7 protein-coding genes are annotated in these 12,931 nt (G+C 30.8%); 3 read left to right on the top strand and 4 right to left on the bottom strand.

Annotated features, from left to right (window positions below):
* Positions 1-16: 16 nt before the first annotated feature.
* Genes Q0662_RS00945 through Q0662_RS00955 form a run of 3 tightly spaced genes read right to left on the bottom strand, consistent with a single transcriptional unit; the run spans position 17 to position 4,531 of the window.
* Positions 17-1,564, bottom strand: a complete 1,548-nt coding sequence (locus Q0662_RS00945; RefSeq protein WP_298946145.1) for an arylsulfatase — start codon at positions 1,562-1,564, stop codon at positions 17-19.
* A 10-nt stretch (positions 1,565-1,574) separates the two neighbouring features.
* Positions 1,575-2,723, bottom strand: coding sequence for a putative glycoside hydrolase (locus Q0662_RS00950; RefSeq protein WP_298946147.1), 1,149 nt, complete (start codon positions 2,721-2,723; stop codon positions 1,575-1,577).
* A gap of 11 nt (positions 2,724-2,734) precedes the next feature.
* Positions 2,735-4,531 carry an alpha-L-fucosidase gene (locus Q0662_RS00955; RefSeq protein ID WP_298946149.1) on the bottom strand — a complete coding sequence of 599 codons (1,797 nt, stop codon included), beginning with the start codon at positions 4,529-4,531 and terminating at the stop codon, positions 2,735-2,737.
* Between the two features lie 237 nt (positions 4,532-4,768).
* Between Q0662_RS00955 and Q0662_RS00960 the strand changes: the two genes are divergently transcribed.
* The gene (locus Q0662_RS00960; protein WP_298946151.1) at positions 4,769-5,914 is read left to right on the top strand and encodes a hypothetical protein; all 1,146 of its coding nucleotides are present in this window, start codon (positions 4,769-4,771) and stop codon (positions 5,912-5,914) included.
* 779 nt (positions 5,915-6,693) lie between these two features.
* Here Q0662_RS00960 and Q0662_RS00965 read toward each other — a convergent pair.
* On the bottom strand, positions 6,694-9,852 hold the full coding sequence (locus tag Q0662_RS00965) for a TonB-dependent receptor (protein WP_298946153.1): 3,159 nt from the start codon (positions 9,850-9,852) through the stop codon (positions 6,694-6,696).
* Positions 9,853-10,166: 314 nt separating this feature from the next.
* Between Q0662_RS00965 and Q0662_RS00970 the strand changes: the two genes are divergently transcribed.
* Positions 10,167-11,693, top strand: coding sequence for an alpha-L-fucosidase (locus Q0662_RS00970; RefSeq protein WP_298946155.1), 1,527 nt, complete (start codon positions 10,167-10,169; stop codon positions 11,691-11,693).
* Positions 11,694-11,729: 36 nt separating this feature from the next.
* Positions 11,730-12,899, top strand: a complete 1,170-nt coding sequence (locus Q0662_RS00975) for a putative glycoside hydrolase (RefSeq protein ID WP_298946157.1) — start codon at positions 11,730-11,732, stop codon at positions 12,897-12,899.
* Positions 12,900-12,931: the final 32 nt, after the last annotated feature.

Here is a 12,931-nt window from a genome sequence, read left to right on the forward strand (position 1 = left end):
CTGGCTTATCCTCATATTAGTTATAATTTTGAAACGTTTCTGTTTTTTGTTGATTGATTAATGCTAGTTCTAATTCCTTTACTTTATCTGGAAACTTACTTGCTACATTAATTTTCTGTCCAACATCTTTTTTAAGATTGAAAAGTTGAACAGTATCCTTCGTATTTTTAAAGCCAAACTTTTCTATAACCCATTTTTGTCTTCTTGTATGATAGCCATCTTTATTATTGATGTATAACCAATCGCCTTTTCTAATGGCAAATTTAGATTCCCATGTATTATGAATCAACGTTTCTCTAACAGGTTTTTTTTTGTGTGTAAGCCAAACATCAGAAAAATTATAACTATCGTGCTTAAAATCTTTTGGCACATTACTTTTTGTAACAGAAGCCAAAGTACTTAAAAGATCTATTTGACTAAAAAGTTGAGGATTTACAGTACCTGGTTTAATTTTATTAGGCCATTTTACTATAAATGGAATGTGATGTCCACCTTCATAAATATCTCTTTTGACGCCTCTAAATGGTTTTGAACTATCGTGCTTATATTTTTTAATTCGATCATAAGCATATCTTTCAGCCCCATTATCAGAAGTGAAAATAACAATTGTGTTTTCATCAGTATTTATATCTTTTAATGCTTTTAAAACTTGCCCAATTGCATCATCTGTTTGATATACAAAATCTCCATAAGCACCTGCTTTACTTTTACCTCTAAACTCTTTATTTGGAATTATGGGTGCATGAGGTGATGGAAAAGGAAGATATAAAAAGAAAGGTTTCTTCGCTTTTTTTTGATTTTTGATAAATGTTACTGCTGTTTTTGTTACAGTTGGTAAAACCTTATAAAAATTCCAATTTTTAACTGCTGGACCAGGTCTTAATTCCCAATTTCCTTCTAAAGCCAATTCCTTTATTGGATGTTGTAACGTAATAGTTGGTACTTCTGTGACTTTATCGTTTTCTATCCAAGTATAAGGAGGGAAATTGATAGTTCCATCTCCAAAATAGTAATCGAAACCAAAAGACAAAGGTCCATTAGGAATTTTTTTATTCCAGTCATAAGCTTGTGCTGGCCAAATTTCAGTTTCCTTTTTTCTTCGTATTACTTTTTCCTTCTTTGTAAAATCTTTTTTTCTAATGGCTTCCCAATTCCAGCCTAAATGCCATTTGCCAATTGCTGCTGTATGATAACCATTTTCTTGAAGTATTCTAGGTAAAGTAACCTGATTTTCTTTAAAAACAGATTCACCCATCGAATGTACAATATCATTGAAATCTCTCCAATGATATCTACCTGTTAAAAGAGCATACCTACTAGGTGTGCAAATACCAGAAGAACTGTGAGCATCTATCATTAACATTCCTTCTTTTGCTAATTGATCTAAATTAGGAGTTGGGATTTTAGATTGTGGATTTTGAATTGCCAAATCTCCATATCCCATATCATCCGCATAAAAAATGATGATATTAGGTTTATCTACCTGATCTAATAATTTTGTTTGCTGTTGACAAGATGTTAAAAACATCAGCATCAAAAAATAAAAGTAGGTACTTAATCTCATTTCTGTAATTCTATTTTTTCCAGTCGATTGTTGCTTTTTTATTTTCTAAATCTACCCAAACACTTGCATATTCGTAGTTTCTAGTTATAACCCAACCATTTGTTTGCATTTCATTTAAAGGTTTACCCAATGGCTTATCTAATTCTGGATACCATAAAAGTGAACCCATACTTAATCTGTAACCCCAATTATAAATAAAATAAGAATGTTTTTGTGCACCTGCCAAAAAAGAGGCCAATGCAAAATTGATATGTTTTTTAGAAATCTTTTCTTTTGCTTTTTCCGATTTTTTCATAAAAGCTTTGTTTAGCCAAGCATTCTCTGGCCAAGCTTTAAAAACTACAATTTTACCAGTTTTACCTGCTTTTTCCATTTCTTGAATATCTTTTAGCATACTCTCTTTTGTTTTGCTATTAAAATACCCAAAATGCTCAATCATTACAGCATCAGTATTTTCAGGAAAGTCGTTTCCAGTGTTTCTATTTGGTGTAGAGCGAATTCCGTTATAAACGATTAATTTATCATCACCAATTTTACATCGAGTTTCTTTAATAAGATCTTTTAGCCCTTTTTGAATTGCATTATATTTATCTATACCCCAAAGCTTCTTATTTCCTGGATTAGTCACTTGATTTAAAGCATCGAAGAAAACACCATCTATGTTTTTATTATTTAAATTTTCTTTTGCAACATTAGACCACCATTTCCTTACTTTTTTATTAGATAAATCATAACGTTTAATTTTATTGTCTTTTAAATCTAACTCCCCAGTTTTTGTTTTTAGCCACCAATCTGATTTTTTTTGATATTCTTTATGAGCTTCGTACATAGAATAATCTAAAAAAGCATTCCAGTAGAACACCACTTTCATATCTGGATTTAAGTCTTTTAATACCTTTGCATCTAAAGCAATAGATTCTTCAGAAGACCTGTATTTTGGAAAACCATGTGCTTTTTCTAGCACTACAAAATTGGAATGATCAGCTACAAATCTTGCTTCTTTTTTAGTTAAAAGATTTCCTTTTTTTCCAAAGTGAAATGCTACAGGAACTTTATCCCAACTAAATTCAGGAAAATGTTTATCGTTCTGAGAAAAGGTAGTTTGTATTAGAAACAAACCTAGGATACATAAAATTTTAGGCAAAAAATAGAATTTCATCACTTTTACAATTACTTTATTGGTGAAATCATAATAGATTTTAAGCTAGATGTTTTTACATCACCTTCTACTAAAGTTGTTTTAATAATATGGTTACCAGCCGTTTTAAATTCTAAAATACCCATTCTTCGATATGCGTATTTTTTTGTTGCAGCTTGTTGATTTTGAACTTTAATATCTTCATCTGTAGTAGTTTTCCAAACCAATCTACCATCACCTTTATATTCTAAATCTAAATAGTAATATCCTGGTTTTTGCACATTTACTTCCCAAGAAACATAACCATCTTTTTCCCAATTACTTGCTTGGTTTGCATGTTTCCATTCACCAAATTTTTCCATCCAGCGAACATTTTTTTGTTCAGCTCCTGTCGCTTTTCCGAACTCTGTTAAAAGTCTAGTTTCAATATTTGGGTATATTCCTAAATTCGTTTCTACAGTTGCTTTATCCTCTTTAAGTTCTACTTGAATAACAGAAATAAGATCTTCAGGAGCATTATATGGAACCTCTATAACCAACCAATCGTTTTCTTTGTAGAATTTTAATTTACAGCTTTTTGCCCCATCTAAAAGTGATATTTTTTTCACTTTTGATTTTAATCCTGGTAAGTATAATTTACCATTAGTTGGCCATTTCCCTACAGACAAAAAGAGTGATTTGTCCTTTGTTGTTACATCACCCCAAGGTAATGCATAACCCCAAGGAGAACTACCAGCAGCATAAATTACTTGTGGATATTTTTTAATCCAACTTCCAGACTCTTGCAAGAATTCAATTCCTATATTTGGAATAGCTCCATTACTATTTGGACCAACATTAAATAAATAAGACCCACCTCTTGCAACAGTTTCAATTACTCTGCCAAGAATTTTTTTAGGGCTTTTAAAATTATTATCATACCAAGCATAAGACCAAGAATCATTATTTGTATCACAAGTTTCCCAAAGTCCCTCTACATTTCTTGTAGGTACTTCCATATCTCCAATACTGGCATAATCTCCCATACCATAACCAACTCTACTACACATCATAGCTTTAGGTTGTAACTCTCTTACCATATTTGCTAATTCTACCACATATTCTTCTGGCATATCTCCAGGAGTATCAAACCAAACAAAGTCTATTTGTCCATAATTAGTACATATTTCTCTAACTTGTGGTTTACATTTATTATAGAAATAATCTTTAAAATCTACTTTATTTCCTTTATCATCTACTTTTGGACCTCTAGCTCCTCCTGGAGCTGTCCAGTCTTGATTATGAGAATAATAGAATCCGAATCCAAGACCTAGCTCTTTACAAGCAGCAGATAGTTCGTGCATTGGATCTCTACCAAATGGTGTTGCTTTAACAATATTAAAATCGCTAACTTTAGAATCAAACATTGCAAAACCCTCGTGATGCTTACTGGTGATAATGATATACTTCATCCCAGCATCCTTTGCCAACTGTGCAATCTTTTTTGCATCGAATTCAACAGGGTTAAACGTCTTGGCAGTTTTCATATAGTCTTTTGGAGAAATATTTGCAACACGCTTACTCATTAACCATTCGCCAATACCGTAATACGTTTTATCTTCCCAAACTCCACCAAGATTCGAAAATAAACCCCAATGTATAAACATCCCGTAATTTCCTTCATCAAACAACTTTGCTTTTCCACTTTTTAAAGCATCTCCAGAAACGTTTGTTTCTCCCCACATCTCTTCCATTCCTTTTACTTTGGGTTCTTGTGAAAAAACTGTGTTAGAAAAACATATGAGCATTGTAGCTATTAGGGTGTACTTATTTATTTTTTTTAAATTCATTAGGTTGGATTTTATTTTATCAAATATTTTTCTATTACAAATGTATCTAATAGCAGTATAAGAGTACTTTCTCTATTCGTTCATTTTGTTGCTCAAATTATCTTTAGGATCTTTTATTAATTGAATCAATTCTTCTTAATCTTGCATATGCAAAAAAAGAGCAAGCTTTTGACCGAATAAAGAATTGACTTTTTAGATAAATGTTATAATTTTGAATAAATCTTAAACTTAAGTTAAATGAAAACTAGCAAGTATATTTCAGCCATTCTGTTATTATTAATTATTTCTTGTACATCTGAAAATGAGTTTGACCTTGTAAAAATACCTACTATTGAACCTAAATTTGGTGTAAACACATATGCTACAATAAATGATTACAAAACAGTAGAAGGAATAGAGCTTGAAGTAGATACCACCAAAGATTTGAGATTAATGCATGGGAATCCTGAAAATATAACTGATGAAGTAGATGGTTTAATAACATGGCAATATTTATCTGATGGAATAGGGTTTGAAGTAAATGCAACAACAGATATTATTGAAAAAGTCTATTTATATTCTACATTATATCAAGATTACTCTAACAATTATACCCACCAAATTCAAGAAGACTTAGCAGGTATACAATTGGGTACAATGAAAGTAATACAGATTGTCGATAATGTTGACAATACTATCATCCCTGTAAACGGAACTATACAAGAAGCAACTGGTGGTGAAGTAAATGGTGTTTATTATTACGATTATGAAGGTATAGGAAGATTTATCTATATTTCTGACAGTATAGATAATAAGGAAGGACTTGTAGCACAAATTATCATTGGAGCTGTTGAGGAGGTTTTACCTTTGGTAGATACTTGGCTTGATGTAGATAATTCAATTACAGATATTACATTTGCAGATTTAACATCTTCAACTACTTGTCCTGACTGTTCTATAACAACAGTAACAAATCCTGATACTGCAGATACAGAAGCTACGAATGTAACACAATGGACTATAGCCTCTACTTCTGGTAAAGGAAATAAAAGTCTTAATTTTACTTTTAAAAGTGGAGAAGAAGTTTCACTTGCTGATTATGCTAATTTAATAGTAACAGTTCGCATGTACTGGCCTAGTTTCACTGATATAACTAATTATGATAGTAATAAACGTTTTAGACTTTATTTAAGTGATGGGACTAGCTCACAACAAAAACAAGTTAATTTTATTGAATCGAACGAAGATGGGTGGCATACTGTAGTATTTGATTTTTCAACTTTAACACCAACTCTAACAGGAGATGTAGTGAGTGGAGAATTTAGATTAATAGGTAATAAATTTACAAATATAGATAATGGTCTTGATTTTTATATTGATACGATAACTACTAATATAGATTAAGAGTCATTAAAAAGTAATGCTATAAAAATAGTATTTTATAGTTGGTAAAAAATCTTATAAATTTCTATTTTACTGATAATTTAAAAAGTTATATGAAACGTGTTTCATATAACTTTTTTTTGCCTTAAAAATGGTAAAAAGAAAGTGAGGTTGGTTTTGTTTTAGTTTGAATATAATAAACTGGAGGCATCAGTTTGGGAAACAACAATTCAAGTGTAAAACTTGTGATATTCTATTTTTAAATAATCGTCTTAAACAAGTTTTTAGTAACCGATTTATTTGGTCTTAAAAATAGGTTTTGGAACATCAAATATTTGAAACTTTAAGTAGAGACAGTAAATTATCTGTAAGTACATTACAGAGAACTTTTGAACATTTTTTGGAGTAATCTCCAAATATTAAAATCATCAAACGCACAGTTGTTAACTTGCGATTAGATGGAATTTATTTTAATAGGTTTTGTGTTGTTGTCTATCAAGATAAACTGGTATAAGCTCAGACTGTTAAGAAAGTTGTGTCATCTAATTATTAAAGGACTATAAGATACGTTCAGTCATTTAATAACAACTGTATTTTAAAGAAAACAAATGGAATTAAGAGATACTTCAATCATCTTAAAATCATTTCTAAATTCATAGATATCTTACGTTAAGAAATAGCATATTCATTTTTCATTAGAAACATGATGAGTTTTTATTTAGTTATAAAGTTTACCAATACAATAAAGAGCAACTTTTGGGTTGCTCTTTATTGTATAATATTTTTTTATTTCTGATATATTAAAACTTATATCTTAGACCGAATTTCCAAATAGGAAGTCTATTATAATAAGCTGAAAAACTTTGCTTATCATCTCCTTGATATCTACGTACATCTTCTCCTGTAAAATTACTTACACCTGCACTTATTTGTAATTTTTTCTTTAACATATTATATCTACCAGTAAAACCTAATACAGTTGTCCCTTCTGTATAATGTCCTTGATCTGCACGTGTACCTCCAAGACCTCCTAAATTACTTAAGTAATCTCCTCTGTAAGCTGCTGTAAATCTCAAAGAAAAAGCCTTTTGCTCATAATAGAATGTTCCATTTGCACTGTGTTTAGATGTACCTGGAAAACCATTAATTGCATCTCCAATAATACCATCACCATCAAAATTACTCTCAACAAAAGAATAATTTGCTTTTATTCCAAATCCTTTTGCAAAACCTGGCAAAAATGTAAAGGGTTGTGTAATACCTACTTCAATACCATAAAGTTGTGCATCTGCTAAATTTACGGGTTTAGTAATGTCAAATAACAAATTTTCGCTTCCAGATGGCAATGCAATACCTAATATTTCTTCTCCTGGAAATTCTTGAGCTACTAAAACCGATCTTGCTATATAGTTACTTATATCCTTGTAAAAAGCACTAAATACAAAAGCACCTCCACCTTTGGTGTATCCTTCAACAGTAGCATCATACATCCATGCTGTATAAGGTTTTAAATCTGGGTTTCCTGATACTATTCTTCCACGTGCTTCAGGAGATGCTAAATCTGTACCAGCAGGAAGATCAACCGTGTACCTAATAGTATTGTTTGGAATTAAATCTCTATACTTTGGTCGAGAAACACCTCTAGAAACGTTTAATCTTAATTTAAGATTTTTTCGTAATGTGAAATTAGAATTAAAACTTGGCAATACATCCCATCTAGAAGATGCTACTTCATGATAAATAGCAGCTTGTAAAAAGCTTGAATCGGTATCTGGATCATTTGTATCAACATCAGCATCATCAACCCTTAAAGCACTAAATCCCTCTGATTTGTTTTCAGTTCTAATAGCTCTAATACCAAAATTTAAATCTACAGGAATCTGGAATATTGCTGTTTTCCAGTCTAATTGTGTATAGAAATCTGTACTTGTTTCTTCTGCCCCATAAGATCTTGAAGGGTCAAACAGTAAATTACCATCATCGGACACAACATCTTCTAAAGCTACATCAAAATCAAAAACACTACCACCATCTAAACTAGCAAAGCCAGGAAAGAAATCTAACACTTCTTCTCCAGGTACGTAAAGCCATCCATTTTCTAAACCACCAACATTACCTCCATTAAAACCAGCTCCAGCTGTATTAATTAAAAGATTTTGAAATGCAGTGTTTTGAGCATCTGTAATAGCTCCATAGGTAAATTGTGGATCGGAAGTCCTATCAGATTCTGTTTGTCTGGCTTCAAAATCAGTTTTTGCATGCCTACCACCAAAAGTTATTGTTGCTACTTCACTTAAATCATATGCTATATCAATAGTTGTAGCATAATTATATCCTTTAGTGTTTATAAGTCTATTTGCAACTTGATTTAAACTATAAGATTGAGAATCTAAAAAATCTCGTGGTAATTCAAAACTAGGTATTCCACCTCTTGTATCAATACTTAGCTCTGTTTGGTCATATCCAGTAGTTGCATTACCTCTTTTTCCATCTATCCTACCAGTTACTTGCGTTAAGGTTTGTTTAAAATCTAAATCAGAATAAGACCCATCTACAATAATACTTAATTTTTCTGAAGGCGTTATCGTTGTTCGTAAACCTAAAATGTTATTGGTTGTATAATTGTCATAAAGCTGAAGTTTCTTATTAATATTCGTTCTGGTTACATCGTTTGATGAAGGTGAAATAAAAAGTAAATTTCCTCCTTCTATAATAAGATCTTCGGGAGCAAAAAGGTGATTACCACCTACTAACCCATTATTAGCTCCTCCTGATGCAAAACCACCTAACTGAAGCTGTTGTCTTTTAGATCTACTATCTACATTTGTGCGCGTATAATCTAATACAAAATCTACTGTTTCAGTTGGCCTCCATTGAATAGCCGCAGACCCAGTTAATCTTTTTTCATTAGATCTTGATAAAACATTGTTAATAGCATTTGGAGTTAAAATATTTTCGTAAAGCGTATCCTCTCCATCATCAAATGTACCATTACCATTAGTATCTACGCTAAAATTTCTATTATTTAAACCAGTAAATCTAGTTTCATCTTTAATTCTATCTTCATCAGCATAGATAGCTGAAATAGCAACGCCTAATTTTTCGTTAATTTTTGTTGTAAAAACACCTGAAAACCTACCACTAAAATCAAATGGATCAATGTCACTAAATTCTGAATTAATTTGACTTCTTACATTTACACTGGCCAAATAATTCTTACCACCTTTGTACTTCATTTCCAGAGGTTTTATTGTTAAAAAATCTACTGTACCACCAATATTAGTAGTAACTTCTTTAGCTTGCGTTGTTTTTTTAATTCTTGCTCCAGAAATAATTTCACTTGGAATTACATTTAAGTTAAACTTTCTATAATCGGATTTTCCTTCGTTACCTGCAGATATTGGAGAACGACCATTCATAGTAACCGAAACAAACTGTGGCCCAATACCTCTAATAGAAACCCTGTCCCCAGCAACATCATCCACATTTCTCTCTACCTGTACACCTGCAACTCTTTGCAAAGCATCAGCAACGTTAGAATCTGAAAAATTACCAATATCCTCAGGAGTAATCGCTTCTACAACAATAGCAGCATCTCTTTTTGCTTTTATTGCGCTTAGTTGAGAAGCACGAATTCCGGTAGTAATCACAATTTCGGTTAAAGACTCAGTATCTAACTTCAGCTGGACATTGATAAGAGTTTTTCCAGTAGTAATTTTTTCTTCTGTCTTAAAACCTAAGTAAGAAAACACAAGTACTGCTTTTTCATTTCTTAATCTTATTGTATACTCTCCACTCATATTAGAAGTTGTTCCATGGGTAGTTCCCTTCACAAAAACACTTACTCCAAACAATGACTCTCCTTTTTCATCTGTCACTTTACCTTTAATTGTTCTTACTTGCGAAAACGTAAAAGATGACATTAAAACAAAAATAATAATAGCCAATATTTTTTTCATATTTAGTAATTTTAGTTTAGTCTAATTTTGTGATGCTAATTTCTAACTTATTTAAATAAGCAGTCTGCTTATTTCAGTCATTTCTTTGCTCGTTTTTGTAAAAACTTAAATATTTTACATTGATTACAGTTAATAATGCATTGTTTTGGGTCAAATGAGGTAATACTAATCGTAAAGCATTAATATCTCTTTTAAATGTTGGAATCTAATTAAAACCACTGTTTTGAATTCTTACAGCAAAAAAATGATGGAATAGAGAATTGTTTGTTAAGTCGTAAATAGTTACTTTGTATACGTAATAAAACAAAGCTACAATGACCAAGTTTACAACAACTCTTTTCTTAACTTTATGTTCTTGTTTTATTTTTAGTCAAAACCTACAACACAACAATTCCGTTAGAAAGATTAATCCTAACTGGAAATCAATGGCAGAAAACTATCAAGTTCCAGAATGGTTTCAAAATGGTAAAATTGGAGTTTGGATGCATTGGGGAATTCCATCATCTATTGATGAAAATAGAGCTGATGATGGTTCTCATTATGGAAGAAGAATGTATGGGGATATAGATTATGATGCAAGAAACGAACCTGATAGAAAAAGAACTGTAGAACTAACAAGATGGCATACAGAAAGATATGGAAAACCATCTGAATTCGGTTATGAAAAATTTATATCAAATTTTAAGGCAGAAAATTTTAATGCTAGTAAAATTGTGAAATTCGTAAAAGAATGTGGTGCTCGTTTTATTATGCCTGTAGCAACTCATCATGACAATTTTGATATGTATGATTCATTTTTCCCTTATAACGCTGTTAATATGGGACCGAAAAAAGACATTCTTAGAGAATGGAAAGATGCTGCACAAGAACATAATTTAAAATTTGGGGTATCTACACATTTATATTGGTCTCCTCGCTTTTTTAGAACCGCTAGAAAATTTCAAAAAGAAGGAACTCCAGAATGGGAATTCTTTAATATGGATTACGACACAAAAGAATTTGCCAGTCAAGATAGTTGGAACGAACATTGGTACAAACGTTCTTGGGATTTAATTGAAAAATACGATCCAGATATGTTTAATAATGATTCTCCTTATCCATCTATAAAAACAGGAAAAGGATTAGGAGTTAAATTATTTTCTGATTACTTAAATAGAGATTTAAAAGAGAATAAAGGAAAACAAACCACTGTTTTATCTTTTAAAAATCCGAAGGAAAATAAAGCCGCATTTACCTACAATTTAGAAAGAGGAATGTTTGGCGAACAGCAAACACACCCATGGATTTGGGCTACAGATTTATCTGGAAGTTGGTTCTACAGAAAAAAGTCTTTCACAAAAATGTCATTAGATGTTTTAATTGGTAATGCTATTGATGCTATCAGTAAAAATGGTGTAGTAATGATTAACATTGCTTTAAAAGGTGATGGAACGATACCTGATAATCAAATAAAAATGTTATCTGATTTTGGAAAATTTATAAAAATCAATCAAGAAGGAATCTATAACACCAGACCTTGGAAGGTTTATGGCGAAGGTCCTTTAAAAATAATTACAAAAAGAGCTGGTGAAAATCTAAAAAAATTCTCTGTAAAAGACATTCGAATTACAACAAAAAAAGGAAACCTGTTTGCTTTTGTTTTAGGAGTTCCAATAGAAAATATTTTAATTAAAACACTCAACAAAGGCGGTATTTTACAAAAAAAAATAAAAGAAATAAAAATGCTAGGAAGTAATGAAAAAATTACCTGGCATCAAAATAAAGATGGTTTAGTTATTCAAAATAATTTTAAGAATTTACCAAATCAGCCTGCTATTTGTTTTAAAATAATACTAGAATAATTTATGTTTAAAATGCATTTTAAATCTTCATTTTTATTGATTGTTTTAGCACTTTCTTTAAGTTCGTGCAAATCAAAAAATATAGAAACTTCTTCAGAAGTGTCAGCACAAAATAAATTGCCAGCCTTTTCTTGGGATAAAATGCCTTTGTATATGCATGTTCGTAAAAGTACAGCCTTTACAAACAAAGAGATTAAATATTTAGCAAAATTTCCATTAATAACTTTAGAAAAAACCACTGGTAGCAAAACTTATGGATCTACAGAGAATGGAACTTTAGCTGCATCAAAAGCAATAAAAAAGATAAACCCTTATACAAAAGTATTGTATTACAAGAATGTTGTAATTAATTGGAGAGGTTACAAAGAAGATGATTTATTTTTAAAAGAAAACCCACAAGCATATTTGTTTAATACATTAAGTAAAAAGGCTTTAATGTCAAATGGTAGAACTGGTTTTTTTGATATTTCACAAGAATACGTTCGTAAATATTGGTTAAATCACGTTAAAAAAATAACAGAAAGTCCTTTTATTGATGGTGTTTTTATGGATGCTAACATAAAAGTATTAGTTCCCGGTTTTTTTAAAAATAAAGTTGGTGTAGAAAAACAAAAAGCCATTAAAGCTGGGTATTTTTCAATGATGAAAAATTTAAAATCACAATTAGGAAACGATAATTTACTAATTGCAAATATGATTCGTGCACGTCCTGATTTTAAAAATTCTGGAAGAGAGTTTTTAAAATATTTTGATGGTTCATACCTTGAAGGATTTGATAAAGGTGGTTTTGGCACAACTTATGCAGATTATCTAGCAAAAGGAATAGAAGCTTTTCAAAAATCAGCAAGAGAAGGAAAAGTAATTGCGATGTCTATAGGTCTAGGAAAATCTTTAAAAGGAGAACATATTGGAATTGATGACCTAAGAGAATCCGTAGAAATAAATGAAAATCTAAATTCACGTCTAGATTATGTATTAGCGCTGTTTTTAGTTTGTGCTGAAAAATATAGTTATGTATATCCTCATGATGGATACAAAAGCAACACTTCTGCTACTTGGTTAAAAACCTTTCCTCAATATGAAAAACCACTAGGAAAACCTCTAGGATTTGCAAAACGAAATGGCTACATCTATACTAGACAATTTGAACATTTAGATGTTTGGTTAGATATAGAAAACAAAACAGCCAAATTAAACTATAAATAAAAAATTGAGTCTAAAAATTAATATTACAAAAC

Origin of the sequence: uncultured Polaribacter sp. (assembly GCF_947503855.1) — a bacterium.
Taxonomy (GTDB): Bacteria; Bacteroidota; Bacteroidia; order Flavobacteriales; family Flavobacteriaceae; genus Polaribacter.

Bases quoted from the DNA above. Each gene is read 5' to 3' on its own strand.
- Q0662_RS00945 (WP_298946145.1), bottom strand. From the start codon at position 1,564: ATGAGATTAAGTACCTACTTTTATTTTTTGATGCTGATGTTTTTAACA.
- Q0662_RS00965 (WP_298946153.1), bottom strand. From the start codon at position 9,852: ATGAAAAAAATATTGGCTATTATTATTTTTGTTTTAATGTCATCTTTT.
- Q0662_RS00955 (WP_298946149.1), bottom strand. From the start codon at position 4,531: ATGAATTTAAAAAAAATAAATAAGTACACCCTAATAGCTACAATGCTC.
- Q0662_RS00960 (WP_298946151.1), top strand. From the start codon at position 4,769: ATGAAAACTAGCAAGTATATTTCAGCCATTCTGTTATTATTAATTATT.
- Q0662_RS00950 (WP_298946147.1), bottom strand. From the start codon at position 2,723: ATGAAATTCTATTTTTTGCCTAAAATTTTATGTATCCTAGGTTTGTTT.
- Q0662_RS00970 (WP_298946155.1), top strand. From the start codon at position 10,167: ATGACCAAGTTTACAACAACTCTTTTCTTAACTTTATGTTCTTGTTTT.